The sequence below is a fragment of the Acinetobacter sp. GW821-FHT09D10 genome (assembly GCF_059416285.1).
The window spans coordinates 223494-240703 of record NZ_JBWKOW010000005.1; the positions used below are offsets into that span (position 1 = coordinate 223494).

Annotated in this window: 14 protein-coding genes; 8 read left to right on the forward strand and 6 right to left on the reverse strand. The window is 39.2% G+C overall.

Annotated elements, in window-relative coordinates; genetic code table 11:
• Positions 1–11: 11 nt before the first annotated feature.
• Positions 12–593, forward strand: coding sequence for a L,D-transpeptidase family protein (locus tag AC07M3_RS13285; RefSeq protein ID WP_307012541.1), 582 nt, complete (start codon positions 12–14; stop codon positions 591–593).
• A gap of 70 nt (positions 594–663) precedes the next feature.
• Here the strand turns inward: AC07M3_RS13285 and AC07M3_RS13290 are convergent, their stop codons facing one another.
• Entirely contained in the window at positions 664–1350 is a 687-nt protein-coding gene (locus AC07M3_RS13290; RefSeq protein ID WP_003655179.1) for a response regulator, read from the reverse strand.
• 21 nt (positions 1351–1371) lie between these two features.
• Positions 1372–3030, reverse strand: coding sequence for a sensor histidine kinase efflux regulator BaeS (gene baeS / locus AC07M3_RS13295; RefSeq protein WP_307012539.1), 1659 nt, complete (start codon positions 3028–3030; stop codon positions 1372–1374).
• A 132-nt stretch (positions 3031–3162) separates the two neighbouring features.
• Here baeS and AC07M3_RS13300 point away from each other — a divergent pair, with 132 nt between their 5' ends.
• The 4 genes from AC07M3_RS13300 to AC07M3_RS13315 all read left to right on the forward strand — a co-directional run bounded on the left by AC07M3_RS13300 (position 3163) and on the right by AC07M3_RS13315 (position 8184).
• A complete protein-coding gene (locus AC07M3_RS13300) occupies positions 3163–3540 on the forward strand; it encodes a hypothetical protein (RefSeq protein WP_375037716.1) in 378 nt (125 codons plus the stop codon).
• 289 nt (positions 3541–3829) lie between these two features.
• Positions 3830–5632, forward strand: coding sequence for an acyl-CoA dehydrogenase C-terminal domain-containing protein (locus AC07M3_RS13305; protein WP_494567513.1), 1803 nt, complete (start codon positions 3830–3832; stop codon positions 5630–5632).
• Between the two features lie 167 nt (positions 5633–5799).
• Complete coding sequence (locus AC07M3_RS13310; RefSeq protein WP_133747720.1) at positions 5800–7581, forward strand: acyl-CoA dehydrogenase C-terminal domain-containing protein; 1782 nt, start codon at positions 5800–5802, stop codon at positions 7579–7581.
• A gap of 120 nt (positions 7582–7701) precedes the next feature.
• Positions 7702–8184 carry a phosphate-starvation-inducible protein PsiE gene (locus AC07M3_RS13315; RefSeq protein WP_133747719.1) on the forward strand — a complete coding sequence of 161 codons (483 nt, stop codon included), beginning with the start codon at positions 7702–7704 and terminating at the stop codon, positions 8182–8184.
• A 48-nt stretch (positions 8185–8232) separates the two neighbouring features.
• Here the strand turns inward: AC07M3_RS13315 and AC07M3_RS13320 are convergent, their stop codons facing one another.
• Entirely contained in the window at positions 8233–8616 is a 384-nt protein-coding gene (locus tag AC07M3_RS13320) for an RcnB family protein (RefSeq protein WP_494567514.1), read from the reverse strand.
• Positions 8617–8781: 165 nt separating this feature from the next.
• On the opposite strand from AC07M3_RS13320, the gene AC07M3_RS13325 reads away from it, so the two are divergent.
• Positions 8782–9228, forward strand: a complete 447-nt coding sequence (locus AC07M3_RS13325) for a hypothetical protein (protein WP_004638883.1) — start codon at positions 8782–8784, stop codon at positions 9226–9228.
• A 281-nt stretch (positions 9229–9509) separates the two neighbouring features.
• On the opposite strand, the gene AC07M3_RS13330 is transcribed toward AC07M3_RS13325, so the two are convergent.
• Together AC07M3_RS13330 and znuD are read right to left on the reverse strand one after the other, a co-directional pair.
• Complete coding sequence (locus tag AC07M3_RS13330; RefSeq protein WP_494567515.1) at positions 9510–10973, reverse strand: phospholipase D family protein; 1464 nt, start codon at positions 10971–10973, stop codon at positions 9510–9512.
• A gap of 75 nt (positions 10974–11048) precedes the next feature.
• Complete coding sequence (gene znuD / locus AC07M3_RS13335) at positions 11049–13124, reverse strand: zinc piracy TonB-dependent receptor ZnuD (RefSeq protein WP_494567516.1); 2076 nt, start codon at positions 13122–13124, stop codon at positions 11049–11051.
• 136 nt (positions 13125–13260) lie between these two features.
• On the opposite strand from znuD, the gene AC07M3_RS13340 reads away from it, so the two are divergent.
• Entirely contained in the window at positions 13261–14025 is a 765-nt protein-coding gene (locus AC07M3_RS13340; protein WP_494567517.1) for a DUF4184 family protein, read from the forward strand.
• Positions 14026–14196: 171 nt separating this feature from the next.
• The gene (aspS, locus tag AC07M3_RS13345) at positions 14197–15981 is read left to right on the forward strand and encodes an aspartate--tRNA ligase (RefSeq protein ID WP_005036159.1); all 1785 of its coding nucleotides are present in this window, start codon (positions 14197–14199) and stop codon (positions 15979–15981) included.
• Positions 15982–16046: 65 nt separating this feature from the next.
• Here aspS and AC07M3_RS13350 read toward each other — a convergent pair whose 3' ends face one another.
• A complete protein-coding gene (locus tag AC07M3_RS13350; RefSeq protein WP_494567518.1) occupies positions 16047–17075 on the reverse strand; it encodes a stealth conserved region 3 domain-containing protein in 1029 nt (342 codons plus the stop codon).
• Positions 17076–17210 lie beyond the last annotated feature (135 nt).

The window sequence follows — 17210 nt, forward strand, 5'->3', positions numbered from 1 at the left end:
AAGAATAATATATGAAAATTAGACCTATCATTATTTGTACACTTCTCATGATTCCATTAGGAATCGCTTTTTATAATTATGAAAAATATTTACCGACTTTTACATCATCCCATAAAGCTCTTTCAACCGAAGAAATCTTAGAAATAATTAAGACCAAGCCCATCACCTCAATTGAAGTATTTAAAAATCAACGCGTACTTCTACTCAAAAATAATAATGAGGTGATTCGTCGTTATCCTATTCGTCTAGGCTTTAACCCTGAAGGGCATAAACACTTTGAAAATGATGGAAAAACACCTGAAGGGGTTTATTCTATAGATTGGCGAAACTCACAAAGTGCGTATTATAAATCCTTGCATATTTCCTATCCCGATACGAAAGATATTGCTTATGCCAAGCAACATAATCAACCAACGGGTGGAGATATCATGATTCATGGATCAGTCCCAAAATCCTTTTTATCTATGCCTTTTAGCTCGACTTATATGCCACACAAGGATTGGACTTTAGGATGTATCGCAGTTAGAAATGGAGATATAGACGAGATTTGGCAATTCGTACCAAATCATACAAAGATTATAATTTATCCATAAAATCTTTAAAATTATCCACATTTTCTGTGGATAACATTGTGGTTATCCACAGAATAACTTCTGTGAGTGCTTATTCTTCTGGATATTCGAAGCGGTAACCTACACCGTAAACTGCTTGAATCCACTCATGGCGGTTACCAGTTTCAGCCGCTTCACTAATTTTTCGACGCAAGTTTTTGATATGACTGTCAATCACACGATCGGCAACGTCAAAACTATCTGGATTAATATGATCCAATAATTGTGCTCGTGAATAGACTTGTCCAACATGCTCTAAAAATAGCTCAAGTAAACGAAATTCGGTTGGCGTTAAGCTCAACGATTTTTGTTGATACCAAATTCTTTGCTGTGCTTTATCAATTCGGAAAGAATCATTTTGTTCAGGCTCTGCCTTACGTTCTAAACGGCGTAAAACGGCCTGTACGCGGGCAACCAACTCTTTTGGGCTAAATGGTTTACATACATAGTCATCAGCGCCCATATTCAGACCCAAGACGCGGTCGATTTCTTCGGTACGGGCAGTCACCATAATAATCGGCAAATCTGATTGTTCACGGACCTTACGGCAAATGGTCAAACCATCCATTCGTGGAACCATTAAGTCCAGAACCATTAAATTAGGTTTACGTTGCTGGAAACTCGCATAGGCGTCTTGACCATCATGAAACATACTTACTTCAAAACCGGCAGCTTCAAGATAATCACGCACCAAATGCGCTAATTCGACTTCATCTTCAACCAACATCACATGTTTCATGAGATATTTTTCCTTTTATATTTAACTCTGCTTTTTAAAAGTGAGTACACAACGTAAGCCACCTAATGGTGAATGTTCAAAACTGAGTGTACCACCGAGCGCCTGCGCAATTTTACAAGACAAAGCCAAGCCTAGCCCTGTTCCACCTGTACTACGCGTACGCGAATCATCTACGCGATAGAATCGTTCACCTAAACGAGATAACTGCTCATCATTTAAACCAAATGGACTGTCATCAACATACAAAGTCCACTCCTGTGGAGTTTGGGCTGTATGAATATGAATTTTGCCACCTGTTTCTGTGTAACGAATACTATTACTAATTAAATTAACAATAATCTGTTTAAACCGATCACGATCTAATAATAGCGGAGAACTTGTTCCTTCAACTTGAATTTCAAGACCAGCTTGTTCAAGTTTCGGGTTAAAGTTCTCAACCTCTTGTAATACAACTTCCCACGGATTGACAGAACTCAAATAACACTTGAGTTGTTGTGCATCTGCCTGCGCCAAGTCTGCAAGGTCTTGTGTTAATTTTTTCAGGCTTGAAACCTGACGCATCATCGCATCAAGATGTTCAGGGGTTGCCTTTCGAATACCGTCTTGCATCGCTTCAATTTGTGCTTGCAATACAGCCAATGGTGTTTTTAATTCATGGGAAGTATCCGCTACCCATTGACGACGTGATTCTTCATGCCGATGCAAAATTTCTGCCAAATGGTTCAATTGGGTGGATAAATCACCTAATTCGTCATTTCGTTTAATAACAACTTGATGCTGATAATTTCCTTTCGTTAATTCATTTGTCGCATTTAATAAACGCTGAATCGGTTTCTTAAAATAAGTCGCCATCAATAGCGCCGCAACTAAACTTGAGAGCAAGGTTAAAGCATAAATTAAGAGTAAATAACGCTTTTGATTACTAAAGAAATTAATACTTAAAGCATCTTCTTTATCCAAAACGGGTTTTAAGCCTAAATATCCCACGACTTGATTGTTTAAGATAATCGGGCGAAATGACATCTGATCTGAAGAAGGCGGTTCACCAACCACAAATTGGTGATTTGCATCATATAAAGACAAACGAGAACTTAAACCCAAACGGTCAGGTAAAGCAATAAAACGCTTCTTACCATTTTGAGTTTCAATATCTTTTAAGCTCCCCTTCTTTGACTTATTTTTATCATCACTTGGGCGAAACTGGTTTGCACTTAAAGGGAAACGTAACCCTTCAAACGGTTGATATTGAGAAGGTAAATTTTGCTCAAGCGTTTTTAACTCTTCATCGCTAAAAATAGTATTTTTATTTGTCGGCGCAACTTGAGGTGAAATATTGATGAGGGCATGTTCATCGAAAGAGTGCTGTTGTATGGCAATATCATATTGGCGACGAAGCCACCACTGCGAGAGGCGATCATAATCATCGGGAGCCGCAGTCCCTTCGATTTGTAAAATTTGTGCCTGAATCGCATTTCCCCAATCATGGTACACCGTATAGACATTGCCAAGATTGGTAATAAGGCGGTCGAGCTTCTGCATTTCAACGTCGGCCACATATTTGGCAAAGTTCTTTTGCATTGTCCAGTGCAAAACACTCAAGCTTGCAGTCGCAATAAGCAATGTGGTGAGCAAGACTGTCAAAAATAACCGTAATGCAATGGGAACACGTAGAACGTTCAAAAGCACTCTCTCATTTTTACCCTATATTTGGCATTGTAACCAACAACGAAAAGAAAAACTCTCCATTGTTTCTACATCTTTATTATCTAATCTTTAAGCCATCAGTAAACACAACATTAAAAGGCTTTAAATATGAAAATGACGGCAAAAATTGCATTATTCAGTGCGGCAATTGTAACAATGGGAAGTTTAGCGGCTTGTCAATCAACGACTCAGCCACAAAAACCAGAACATCGCATGATGCAAGATGGCCCACGTGAGGGTCACCATCGTATGAAGCACCGTGAATTCACACCAGAACAAAAAGCAGCATGGGAACAGCACCGTGCCGAACGTCAAGCTCGCTTTGAACAAATCCAAAAAGCATGTGATGGTAAAGCAAATGGACAAGCAGTGAATGTGCAAGTTGGCGATAAAACAATTGAAGGTACTTGTAACCTTCGTTTTGAACCAAAACGCCCTCAACCACCAGTTAACGCCCTTGCTCCTGCACCAACTCAAGCAAAATAACTCTAAAAATCATGAAACAAAAGGCGCCTATAGGCGCCTTTTGTTTATACATAACTATTTACGATTTTGACTATTTGTATCATATAAACATAACCAAAAGTGTTTACACTCAAAGCACTTAGCTAGTTTAGGCATTTTTTTCTTGACTTTGCAGTCACAAAGTAAAGGTCCTGAGGTGCTTGTACAGTTATGCAAGTTGTTGCACGATGTAATAGTCCAAGGTGCCTCATGGCACATTATCATAGATTAAGATTATAACTCTGGTTTCACCAGTATTGAGGAACCCGATATGCCACAATACAAAGCGCCCTTACGTGATATGCAATTCGTTTTGCATGAATTATTAAATGCTGAAGAACACTATGCAAAATTACCTGATTTCCAAGGTAACGTAAGCCGTGAATTGGTTGATCAATATTTAGAAGCTGCGGCAGACTTTTGTGAAAATGAACTTTCTCCTTTAAACCAAGTTGGCGACCGCGAAGGTTGTACTTGGAATGATGGCGTAGTTACCACTCCAACAGGCTTTAAAGAAGCTTATCAAAAATATATTGAACTTGGCTTTCCGTCTCTATCAGCAGAAGAGCAATACGGTGGTCAGGCTTTACCTAACTCTTTAGGTATCGCAATTTCTGAAATGGTTGGTACAGCAAACTGGTCTTGGGGTATGTACCCAGGCTTGTCTCACGGAGCTGTACGTACATTAGAACATCATGGTTCTGATGAACAGAAAGATACTTATTTACCAAACCTTGTTTCAGGTGTTTGGACGGGTACGATGTGCTTAACTGAATCTCATGCAGGTTCGGACTTAGGTATTATCCGCTCTAAAGCAGAACCAAATGCTGATGGTAGCTATGCAATCTCTGGCGAGAAAATCTTTATCTCTGCTGGTGAACACGACATGGCAGAGAACATCATCCATATCGTTCTTGCACGTTTACCGGGTGCACCGAAAGGTACTAAAGGTATCTCATTATTCATCGTCCCTAAATTCCATGTAAATGCAGATGGAACTATTGGCGAGCGTAATGCGGTACGTTGTGGTTCTATCGAACACAAAATGGGTATTCATGGTAACGCGACTTGTGTCATTAACTTTGACCAAGCTAAAGGTTACTTGATTGGACCTGAAAACCGTGGTTTGAACTGTATGTTCACCTTCATGAACACAGCACGTATTGGTACTGCTGTTCAAGGTTTAGCAGCATCTGAATCATCTTTCCAAGGTGCGTTAACTTACGCGAAAGAACGTTTAGCAATGCGTTCACTTTCTGGTCCGAAAGCTCCAGAAAAAGATGCAGATCCGATTATCGTTCACCCTGCTGTACGTAATATGCTTTTAACTCAAAAAGCGTTTGCTGAAGGCGGTCGTGCACTTGTTTACTTACTTGCTCAATACGCTGACATCGTTGAAAAAGGCGAAACAGAAGAAGAGCGTAAGTTTGCTGACAACATCTTGTCTTTATTAACTCCAATTGCAAAAGCATTCTTAACTGAAACAGGTTCTGAATCTGCTAAGCATGGTGTTCAAGTCTTCGGTGGTCATGGTTTCATTTCTGAGCATGGCATGGAACAAATCGTACGTGATACACGTATTGCTTGCTTGTATGAAGGTACAACTGAAATTCAAGCACTTGATTTGTTAGGTCGTAAAGTATTGCAAACTCAAGGTGCAATGCTGAAAGACTTTACCAAAATGGTTCACAAACTTGTTGAAGCAAACAAAGACAACGCTGCCATGAAAGAATTTGTTGAGCCGCTTGCAGCGCTTAACAAAGAATGGGGCGATCTCACCATGCAAATTGGTATGCGCGCAATGCAAAACCCAGATGAAGTAGGCGCTGCTGCTGTAGACTACCTCTACTTCTCAGGTTATATCACTTTAGCGTACCTATGGGCTCGTATGGCACTTGTTGCACAAGAGAAATTAGCAGAAGGTACTAGCGAAGTTGACTTCTACAATGCAAAAGTAACAACTGCTCGATTCTACTTCAAAAAAATCTTGCCACGTGTTCGCTCACATGTAGATGTTATTGCTGGTGGCTTAGATCCATTAATGTCATTAGATGCTGAACATTTCGCTTTCTAACCATAGTTAGTTGCGATATGCAATGTTAAAAAACGAAAAAGGACTGCTCAGTTTTGACGGTCCTTTTTTTATAAAATCAATGATAAATTTACACTTTAAATTCCATATCCATTTCGTTTTACAGGATATCTAGCACAGGCCAATGTGCACAAAAAAGGTGAACGATTATGCCAATTTACAATGCTCCTTTAGCTGATATGAAATTCATCTTAAATGATGTATTCAAAGCAGAACAATTTTGGCAGTCTAATGAGAAACTCGCTCATGTAGATGCTGCAACTGCTGAAGCAATTTTAGAAGAAATGGCTAAATTTGCTCAGAACGTGACTCATCCATTAAACCGTACCGGTGATGAAGAAGGCGCTCGCTATGAAAACGGCGAAGTGTTCACACCAGCAGGTTTTAAAGATGCATTCCGTCAATATGCAGAAGGCGGTTGGATTGGCTTAGGTGCCGACGAAGAATGGGGCGGTCAAGGCATGCCAAAAATGCTCACCGTTCTTTCTGATGAAATGTTATTTGCAACTAACCCATCATTTATGCTCTACCCGCTTCTTTCTGTAGGCGCAGGTATGGCATTAAACAGCTATGCATCTCAAGAACAAAAAGAAACTTATTTACCTAAGATTTATTCAGGTGAATGGTCAGGCACGATGTGCTTAACCGAGCCACATGCAGGTACTGACTTAGGGATTATTAAAACTAAAGCTGAACCTAATGAAGATGGTACTTATAACATTACAGGTACTAAAATCTTCATCACTGGTGGTGACAACGACTTAGCAGAAAACATCATTCACTTGGTACTTGCTAAAACTCCAGATGCACCTGCTGGTTCACGTGGTATTTCTTTGTTCATCGTACCTAAGTACTTTGTTAATGAAGATGGTTCATTAGGTGAACGCAACCTAGTTGGTCCAGGTTCTATCGAACATAAAATGGGGATTAAAGCATCTGCAACTTGTGTGATGAACTTTGATGGAGCAAAAGGTTACCTCGTTGGTAAAGAAAACGAAGGTCTTGCTGCCATGTTTGTCATGATGAACTACGAACGTTTATCTATGGGTATTCAAGGTTTAGGTGCATCTGAGTTTGCATATCAAAATGCAGCACAATATGCGACTGACCGCTTACAAGGCCGTAGTGCATTAGGTGTTCAATCACCAAACAAACCAGCAGATAGCATTTTGGTACATGGTGACGTGCGTCGTATGTTGTTAAACGTACGCGCAAACAATGAAGCATCACGAGCATTTGCAGTCTATGTAGGTCAACAGCTCGATATCACTAAATTCTCAACTGATGCCGAAGCTGTGAAAAAAGCCAATAATCGCGTTGCGCTTTTAACGCCGATTGCTAAAGCTTACCTTACAGATACAGCATTCCAAGCAACTTTAGATGCTCAAATGGTATTCGGTGGGCACGGTTATATCCGTGAATGGGGTATGGAACAATGTATTCGTGATCTTCGTATTGCTCAGATTTATGAAGGAACAAACGGCGTTCAGTCTCAAGATTTAATTGGTCGTAAAACCATTAAATGTGGCGGCGCGTTCATTGCTGAATACATCACTGAAATCCGTGATTTTGCAAATGACTTAGACACAGATTTGAACTTCATTAAAGATGCAACTTTAGATGCTGCAACTGAAATTGAAGCAATCACTCAGTTTATTATCGAACAAGCTGCTGAAAATGTAGACTTCCCGAACTCTGCTGCTGTTGATTACTTACATGCAGTTGGTTTACTCAGCTTCGCTTATATGTTTGCGAAAATTGCGGCAGCAGCAAAAGATAAGTCTGGTGATTTCTACCAAAACAAACTCGCTTTAGCTCAATACTTTGCTGAACGTATCTTGCCAGAAATTGATGCGCGTATTGCTAAAATCAAAGCAGGTTCTGACTTAATTATGGGCTTTAGTGAAGACTACTTTACGAACCAAGCTTAATTAAGTTCTTTATAAAAAACGCCTGAAAAATCAGGCGTTTTTTATTTTGTATCTACTATTTCAATTGGCATGAAATTTGTTTAATTTCTAAACATTACGAAGCAAATAAAAGATCTTACTATGCCTGATCCCAAAAAGTATGAGCGCATTCTGGACCGATTTGGTCATTATGCCGTTGAAGCTTTTCATTATTTAGCCCTATTTATTATTGGCTGTATGGTGGCGTGGTCCGCAGCCAATACTGTCTTTGAAATTTTAACCATCAAAAAGTATGCTTCAATTGATGATATTTTATTATTATTTATATACTTAGAGCTTGGAGCAATGGTTGGGATTTACTTTAAAACCAATCATATGCCTGTACGCTTTCTTATTTATGTTGCGATTACGGCATTAACCCGTCTACTTATTTCAGATATCCAACATGACCATAAAGCGGATATGGACCAAGTCATTATTACAGGCTCAATTCTTATTTTAGCCCTTTCTATCTTAGTCGTTCGTTTTGCATCTTGGAATTATCCTTCAGTGATGAAAGAAAAGCATGCAAAAACACCCACAACTTTAAAGCCTCCTCAGCCTCAAGATGATGAATTAGCTTAGAAAAATGGCCTCAATATTGAGGTCATTTATATATTCTATATTTCAAAATTAACGAACACGATAAATTTGATGTTTTGAGTCTACAAGTAAATATTGGTTAGGCGTTTTAACCCAACGGTATCCACGTGGCGGCTCATACAAACGATGCGATCTCCAGTCCGAAACATAATAGCGACTATTACGGTATTCCGCAGGAATACGATCACCGCGTTTAAATGCTACATATCGACCATAGTGCTTACCACGATCGGCATTTGACCAACTTGGAGCCCGATGATCATTACGATAATCGTGGCGACGGTCATCACGATGTTCATATCGGTCATGGTCTCTACCATGGTTATTATCCCAACGATGATTGGTATCGGCCATCGCGGTAGCTGATATACCTAACATTAATGTCGAAAGTACAAGAACGATTGGCTTTTTCATGCCCTATTTCCTTTTAATCTTGATATGAAGCTAGATTAGAAGACAGTCAAGGAGAAACCATGAATAAAACAGATAACATTGCTAAGGTTTGTAATGACTATAAAGAAAATATGAAGAATCTGTATCTATGCTAACATTAGCTTTTTTCTAGCTAGGTCAATTGCTGTGTCTGAAATCAGTTTTGAACGTCTTCATCAGTTTTTCTGCAAAGTTCCAAGTGTGCAAGAAGCACGTATCATGGCGAATGGAGCAGATGGCGAACACGCTTGGTGGTTTAAGTTCAGTATTGATGTAGAACATCCACTTGCATGGCAAACAGTTCAAGAGTTAGGGCATGTTTTAAACTACCTATCAACAAACGAACGCCTACCGACCTTATTCTTTCCTGTTTCTCCACCTCCTTACATGAACGGTGAAGCAAAAGATTTTTTATCGTGGATTATTCAGTGTAATCATCCGGAGTTTTCTCCAGATGTGGTCTGTGACTGGCTTGAGGCACGTTTACCAAATCCTGTTGATGATGAGTCACAGTGGAAAATTAAGACTGATTTGAGTGAATTGGAAAAGTTAGATGATAAAACTTTGGATCAGTTGATTCCGCCAGCGCCTTAAATTATTTCAATGATGGGATAGGCTAAGTGATATAGAAATTAAATATTTCCCAATATTCGCTGGTGCTAAATGTCATCCACAACCTGCCCGAAATTTATGAATATATTGTTTTTGCAATAAAATCGGTTAAATGAAGATATTGAACAGGTTTTGTGGATGACAAATGCCTTTGGTTACTTTGGGCAAAACCAAAGTAACGAATGAGCTCTAGGTTTAGGGTGAGACTAAGTAAGACTCCGTCGTGAACATATATAGCCTCAACGTTTATATAAAAAATAGAATTAGAAAGTCGACAACCCTGACCATTCCATAAAACGATAAATCCAATATTTCACTTTAGACTCATCTGCATACTTCACATAGTCCACGCTCATCTGTCTACCTTGCAGGTTTGACCACGATGTATTGAAGTAATTTTGAGCATCTTTAAAGACTTGATCTTGAACTTTCCCAATCACCAGCATGTCAGTTTCAAGGTTATAATTTTTTAAATTACGGGCTGTAAAATTGGCCGACCCTACAATCAACTCAGCTTGCTGAGCGTTATATTTTAAGATCATTTTGCTATGGTTCTGCTCGCCATGGGTATCACACCAACGGATTGGAATGCCTGCCGCATGTAATTCGGAGGCAACTTGTCGGTTAGGAATACCATTCTTTTGTCGGCCAAAAGCATCTTTATTTGGGTCAAGTAGAACTCGGACAATAACTCCTCTATCTTGAGCACTTTTTAGAGCCTGAATAATCTTACGTTCAGACAAATAGAACATACTTAAATCAAGGTGCTCTTTAGGCTTAGCTGAGTTAATCAATTTTAATACAGATTGATAAATCGCCCCTTCAGTTAAGACTTGGACTTGAGGTTTGGTTACGTCTTTTTCAAAATCACCTAAAATGAGCGATGGAGAACTACTTCCCGACATTCGTGCAACCGCTGCTTCAGTTTGTAGAACATCAGCTGCTGTGGCTCCCGTTACAACCAATGCAACATTTGAGTGTCTAGAACTACCATCATGTGGGTTTGCAGAAGTTACAAGTGATTTCCAGCCAGCATCGGTATCAACTACCACGGTTTTACGATGATTTGCCTTAAAGTTAAATAAGTTTAAATAGCTACGCAGTGTAATTTTTTCATCACCGAACGGATTTGGTAACCAGCCTTTGTCTGGGTTATTCCCAATATTCTGACAGCAGATGTACCATAAGCCGGACCAGAATGGGTTAGACGCACGTAATGGGCCTAAATTGGTTTCAATCACATCAACACCCGCTTGACGTAACTGACGGTAATTTTCAGGTTTTAAGCCCCCATAGACCGAATTAATCGGGTCAGTAATCATCACAATCTGAATTTGGCGATTTTGTCTTTTTTTACTTACCAATGCATCAGTTAACTCTTGCATGAGTGGTCTTTGCTTTATTTTTGAGTCGCCAACTTCTGAATTAAACAAGAACATATCCACCACAATCGTGGTTTTGGCCTCATCAATCATTTTCAAGATTTCATCAAAGATGTGCTGATCAACCTGTTGTTGCCCTTTTGCATCAAGGTAGGTTTTATCTGCTAAAAATTTGACATCGGCATGTCTAAGCTTGCCACTAAAGTTAATCCCTTGTGGCAATGGTTTTACTGTGTGGTAAATTGCCGATGCAAGATATGCAATAGCAACAACGCAAAGTAATATCGCCATATAACGACGCCCTGACCAATTTATTTTTTGATGAATTCGTTGAAAAATACGCATAAAAAAGACCTAACTTGATAGTTTCAAGTTAGGTCTTTTGGTTTGATTTTTCAAGTTTAGTTTCGTGTTAAACCCTTAAAATTTAAAATCAACACCTACTGTAAAATTGCGTCCAACTTGTGGAATATTTGATAAGAATGATGCATGTTGATAAACGGTGTCATCTAACAAGTTATTCGCTTTCATATAGACACGATAATCTGTTTTTGCACCATATTGCCCAGAGTATGCCACACCAAGATTGAGCATGTTATAGCCTTCAGTTTCGGTCTCGTAGGCCGCGATTTTGTCTTGGTTAAAGACATGATAATACTCGGCAGAACCACTAAAACCATCACCGAAGTCTGCATCGACTTTAGTCCCTAAGCGTCCTGCTGGAATACGTGGTGCATTTCCTTCAGCATCAATTTTACCGCGCACATAGTCACCAAAAGCACTGATCTTGTACATTGGGGTAATTTGGTAACCAATTTCACCCTCTGCACCATAGAAACGTGCTTTATCTTGAGTGTATTGAACTAAACGGAAGTCTTTATAGCGGTCAAGGGTTTGCGCATAGATATAATCATCAAACCAGTTATGGTAAACATGAAGATGATAATCGAGTTTGTCATTATCAAAATGCAAACCTAACTCAACGTTATTGGATTTTTCCTTACTGAGCTGATCGTTCCCTAACTCATAAGTATTTGTAGCAAAGTGCCCACCATTTGCATATAACTCTTGAGCTAAAGGTAAACGTTCTTGATGTGAGGCTACAAAAGAGAGTTTGTAGTTTGGTGCAAACTCCCAGTTCGCAGCACCTGCGTAAGAAAATGCCGAACCATCAAAATCTTGTTTTGAGTTATCGTCTACATCAATTTCTTGCTGATCTGCACGTGCAGAAAGCTCAAAATGTACATCTTTCCATTGCTTATGTTCTAAAGCAAATACGCTCCACTTTTTTGTAGTGGTCGGTGCCATAAACGCTTCTTCGCCAGTCAAATCTAATTTTTGCTGGCCTAACTGTGCACCAATTACCCCTTCCCAATCAGCAATAGGGTTATGTACTAACTCGATACGGCCGTCATAGCCTTTGTTTTGGAATCGGGTAGCAATTGCCCCTTCTTCAATTTCATCATGCTGATAGTCGGTATAGCTTGCTTGTGCGCGTAACTTTTGAAAGCCTGCAAATGGATCATTTAACTCAGTTTTAAAGTCATAACGCTCAGATTTTAAATCAATCCATGGACCACCATGTTCATGATCATGTTCTTCATTTCCATGGTCATGAGCTTCTTCACCATCTTCATGCTCATGATCGCCACAATGTAAATGCGGTCTTCCGCCTAGATGAGCACTACAACTTTCATATTCATGACTATGCCCAGGCAAACCATATTGGTCTCGACGATTGCTATAAGAAATACCTGTATAACCACGGTCATAAATCCAAGACAACCCAACGTTAACTGAATCACCCTGAGCAAAAGTATTGTCTACACGGCGCTCTTTTTCACCTTCATGAATATAATTTGGTGCGATATAGTTATTCGCATCACGTGTTAACCCCTCAACACGTAAAGCTACTTGGCTACCCAAGCCAACTGTTACACCAGCGCTCGCCAGTTTTTCATCACTTCCAGTGTTGTAACGTAAGCCAACTTGTCCTTCATAACCATTTTCAGGCATTTGCGTAGGGATCTTGTTATCAATAACGTTGACTAAACCACCGACAGTTCCCGCACCGAACAGTAACGTAGAAGGGCCTCGAATCACTTCGACTTGTTTTGCAAGCACAGGATCTACAGTTACCGCATGGTCAGGAGACAACGTCGAGACATCAATATTCTCTGATGAATTTTGAAGCACTTTAACGCGTGGACCATCTTGTCCACGGATAACTGGACGACTCGAACCAGCCCCAAACTGATTAGCGTAAATTCCCACTTCGCTACTGAGTGCATCCCCAATGGTCGCAGCACCTTGCGATAAATGCTTTTGATCAACGACAGTATCTGCAACAGCAAAATCTTGTGAGGTTTGCTCAAGTGGATGAGCCTTAATTCGAATGGTTTCTAACTTTTCAACATTTTCACTTTCTGCTGCAAACGAAGGAACGGATATGACAGCTAAAATGGATAAGGTCAAAATATTTTTATAGAACAACATGAGGTAATTCTCTAATCGCTATGCCTTTTGTTTTGTTATATTATAACATTTCGTTTGTTTTGCAATAAAAAACATTTCTGATTCGACGATTCGTTAGACTGGTCAACTAAATGATGTGAGTAATTTTTGATTTCTAATGCCCTTTACCATCTCTCATGCCGTTATAGCTCCTCCTCTATCCAAGCTTAGCCAAAACACTTTACCGATTGCTGCGTTAGCCATTGGAAGTATGACACCCGATCTTTACCGCTTATTTACAGTTCAGTCCAGCATGCTGACGCACCAATGGAAAGGTCTGATTTATCCCAATCTTGCATTAGGCCTCGTCTTTTGTGCAGTTTGGTATTTTCTTTATCGTCCAGTGGTGTACCGTTTTTTTGGTGTGCAACATGATCTTGGCCTCAGCTCTTTAAAACGTATTTCTATATTTTTTATTGGAATCATATTTGCACTCATCATCGGCATAGCGACTCATCTGATTTGGGATGGTTTAACGCATGCTGATTTTCGAACCTTTGTATTTAAAGATGTATTAGCGACAACAGTTCATCTTTTTGGGCGTCCATATCCATTACATCGTCTTTTGCAACTTGGCTCTTCTGCTCTTGCTTTGCCTTTTCTCGCTTGGATGTGTATTCACTATTACCAGCGCTATGAACAACATTGGAAAGTAAGTAGAAAAATTAAAATTTTTGCATGGTCTTTATTTATTCTATCTACGCTCTTGGGTTTATTTTCTTTTTGGGATTATGCTCGCTACATTCCTCATGAGGTTTGGCACGCCGACACCTACTATTTTACAGGCCGTTCGATTAATGAGTTTATGCAGGGCTGGTTAAGCACCTTTAGCTTAGGATGCTTATTATTCTTGTTTTTAGATCGGCAACAAAGAATGGGATGAATCAGGAAACTTGCTGCCAAATTGCTCATTTTCAGGTTAATTTCTGCGGTTTTTTGATCTACTTCTTGTGACAAACCATGCAACAAGGCATAATCGAAAACTTATTTTTTTTGACGGTGCGCGGTTTACGCATCCGTCTTTTCAGCCAATATAGTTTGGATAATCTTCATTATGATGCGAACTCATTACTGTGGCTCTTTAACTGAAGCCCAAATCGACCAAACCGTTACACTATGCGGTTGGGTACATCGTCGCCGTGACCATGGTGGTGTTATTTTCCTTGATATGCGTGACCGTGATGGTCTCGTTCAAGTGGTTATTGACCCAGATACTCCAGAAGCATTTGCAACTGCAGATAAAGCACGTTCTGAATATGTATTAAAAATTACAGGTCGTGTTCGTCGCCGTTATGAAGGTACTGAAAATGCCAACATGGTGAGTGGTCAAATTGAAGTTTTAGGTAAAGACATCGAAGTTCTTGCCGCTTCTGAAACTCCGCCATTCCCATTAAATGATGAAAACACCAATATTTCTGAAGAAATTCGTTTGAAATATCGCTTCTTAGATATTCGTCGTCCTGAAATGTTGGATCGTTTACGCTTCCGTTCTAAATTGACCAATCTTATTCGTAATTATTTCGAAGACAATGGTTTCTTAGATGTTGAAACACCTATTTTGACACGTGCAACTCCTGAAGGTGCGCGTGACTATTTAGTACCAAGTCGTGTACAAAATGGTAGTTTCTACGCACTTCCACAATCACCACAATTATTCAAACAATTGTTAATGGTGGGTGGTATTGATCGTTACTACCAAATCGCGAAATGTTTCCGTGACGAAGACTTACGTGCTGATCGTCAACCAGAATTTACTCAAATCGACGTTGAAACATCGTTCATGAGTGACGATGACATTATGGACTTGATGGAAGTCCTAACTGTGAAGATGTTCGATGAACTTCTTGGCGTTAAATTCGATAAATTCCAACGTATGACGTATGCAGATGCAATGCGTGACTACGCATCAGATAAACCTGACATGCGTATTCCGTTGAAACTCGTCGATGTTGCAGACTTAATGCAAGAAGTAGAGTTCAAAGTATTTGCGGGTCCTGCAAAAGATCCTAAAGGTCGTATTGTTGCTTTACGTGTTCCAGGTGCAGCATCATTGCCACGTAGTGCAATCGATGAATACACCAAATTCGTTGGCATCTATGGTGCAAAAGGTTTGGCTTACATCAAAGTTAATGAACTCGCTAAAGGAATTGAAGGTCTTCAATCTCCAATCGTGAAATTCATTGAGCCGATCGTACTTGAACTGTTGGCACGTGTTGGCGCGCAAGATGGCGATATCGTATTCTTCGGTGCAGATAAAGCTAAAGTTGTAAATGATGCAATGGGTGCTCTTCGTGTGAAGATTGGCCATGATTTGAATCTTTCAACTTGTGAGTGGGCTCCACTTTGGGTTGTTGACTTCCCAATGTTTGAAGAAACTGACGATGGCAAATGGACTTCTGTTCACCATCCATTCACGCTACCAAAATCAAGCGTAGAAGAAGTGAAGAGCAATCCAGGTGAAGCACTTTCTGTTGCTTACGACATGGTATTGAACGGTACTGAAGTTGGTGGTGGTTCACTTCGTATTTACACATTAGAAATGCAAAAAGCGATTTTTGAAGCGCTTGGTATTTCTGATGAAGAAGCAGAAGAGAAATTCAGCTTCTTGCTAAATGCGCTTCGTTACGGTGCTCCTCCTCACGGTGGTTTGGCATTTGGTCTTGACCGTTTAGTGATGTTAATGACGGGTGCGACTTCTATTCGTGACGTTATTGCATTCCCTAAAACTAAGACTGCTGAATGTCCACTTACTCAAGCACCTGCTCCTGTTGAAGCAAATCAGCTTCGTGACTTGGGCATCCGCTTACGTGAAAAGCCAAAAGCTGAAGAAACTAAATAATTTTTAGATTTTCAAATTAAAAAACCCTGCTTATGCAGGGTTTTTTATTAATTAATTTTCAAATTTTAATGGGATATTTCTTTTTCAAAACTTGATAGCTTTTTAAATTTCTGCTCAAAAATTTGAATAATTTCTGTTTTAAGCTTTTCAAAATCGACCACATGTTCATCGTCATTTAGACAAATTTGTGGAAGCCTTTCACTCTTAATAACATTATTAATTTCAGGAAGATTTTGTAGCCTTAAGTTAAAGTTTTGACCACGTTCAAATATATTTACAGGATAAAAGCGACCTGAGCACAATTGCCATAATCGGAAAAGATATTGGTTAACATCTAAAGGCTGTCTAAACCGATGACTTGATACTTCTTTTAAGTAAGCCTCTTCAGTTTTCCACACTTCTTCAAAGACTGACTTCAAGAAGGGTTGAGGCAAATGAGTACTATAAAAGCTTGAGAATTTTCGATTATATAAACTTAAAAAATTCCCCAAATTACTGCTCATAGAATAGCGATAATTAAAAAGAGCATAGGGATTTTTATGAAATAATTTTCGCTTATCAAAATGCTTATTAATAATTGCAACATCAGTCAAAGCAACTGCGCCTAAAAAGTTCTCTTCACCTACTACCATGAGTGGCTGTAAACGCACACCATCACAAGGTAAACCCTTTCTAAAAAAGAAATCAGGCTCTAACGGCATATTGATAAAGGTATCATCATTAAAATAGACAAAATGCTCTGCTAATCCCTCAATTTTATGAATATTGATTTCAATGGCATGTGAGTTAAATGTCGGTAAGCAGTTTGGTTCTATAATTTGATCGTGTGTGACCAAATTTAATTTCGGATGATTTTTGACTAAAAATTCAGGGAAATGCCCACAAGTCACTAGATGGATCTTTCTGACCCACGGACAAAATTTCTCAACAGATCTAAACCAGTAATGAAGATTATTCCAGTCCCGATATCGACATTGATCAACGAGTTCAACCGTCTTTGTTTTAGTTTCTTTGGATTTATAATATATGTATTGATGCTGCCATTTCGTATCAGTTGAGTCCACCCAAATCATTACAAAATCAACAGGCTGCATTAAACATATATCCAAATAAGTACAGAAATTTACTAGAAAATTTCAGATAAAAAATGGACCTCAAAGTTTATTAATGTTAATAAAAATTCACAATCTATTCATAATTTTAGTTTTTCTACACAATTTTACTCAATT

Bases quoted from the DNA above. Each gene is read 5' to 3' on its own strand.
- AC07M3_RS13350 (WP_494567518.1), bottom strand. From the start codon at position 17,075: ATGCAGCCTGTTGATTTTGTAATGATTTGGGTGGACTCAACTGATACG.
- AC07M3_RS13285 (WP_307012541.1), top strand. From the start codon at position 12: ATGAAAATTAGACCTATCATTATTTGTACACTTCTCATGATTCCATTA.
- AC07M3_RS13340 (WP_494567517.1), top strand. From the start codon at position 13,261: ATGCCCTTTACCATCTCTCATGCCGTTATAGCTCCTCCTCTATCCAAG.
- AC07M3_RS13310 (WP_133747720.1), top strand. From the start codon at position 5,800: ATGCCAATTTACAATGCTCCTTTAGCTGATATGAAATTCATCTTAAAT.
- aspS (WP_005036159.1), top strand. From the start codon at position 14,197: ATGATGCGAACTCATTACTGTGGCTCTTTAACTGAAGCCCAAATCGAC.
- AC07M3_RS13305 (WP_494567513.1), top strand. From the start codon at position 3,830: ATGCCACAATACAAAGCGCCCTTACGTGATATGCAATTCGTTTTGCAT.
- AC07M3_RS13290 (WP_003655179.1), bottom strand. From the start codon at position 1,350: ATGAAACATGTGATGTTGGTTGAAGATGAAGTCGAATTAGCGCATTTG.
- AC07M3_RS13330 (WP_494567515.1), bottom strand. From the start codon at position 10,973: ATGCGTATTTTTCAACGAATTCATCAAAAAATAAATTGGTCAGGGCGT.
- znuD (WP_494567516.1), bottom strand. From the start codon at position 13,124: ATGTTGTTCTATAAAAATATTTTGACCTTATCCATTTTAGCTGTCATA.
- AC07M3_RS13315 (WP_133747719.1), top strand. From the start codon at position 7,702: ATGCCTGATCCCAAAAAGTATGAGCGCATTCTGGACCGATTTGGTCAT.
- AC07M3_RS13320 (WP_494567514.1), bottom strand. From the start codon at position 8,616: ATGAAAAAGCCAATCGTTCTTGTACTTTCGACATTAATGTTAGGTATA.
- AC07M3_RS13300 (WP_375037716.1), top strand. From the start codon at position 3,163: ATGAAAATGACGGCAAAAATTGCATTATTCAGTGCGGCAATTGTAACA.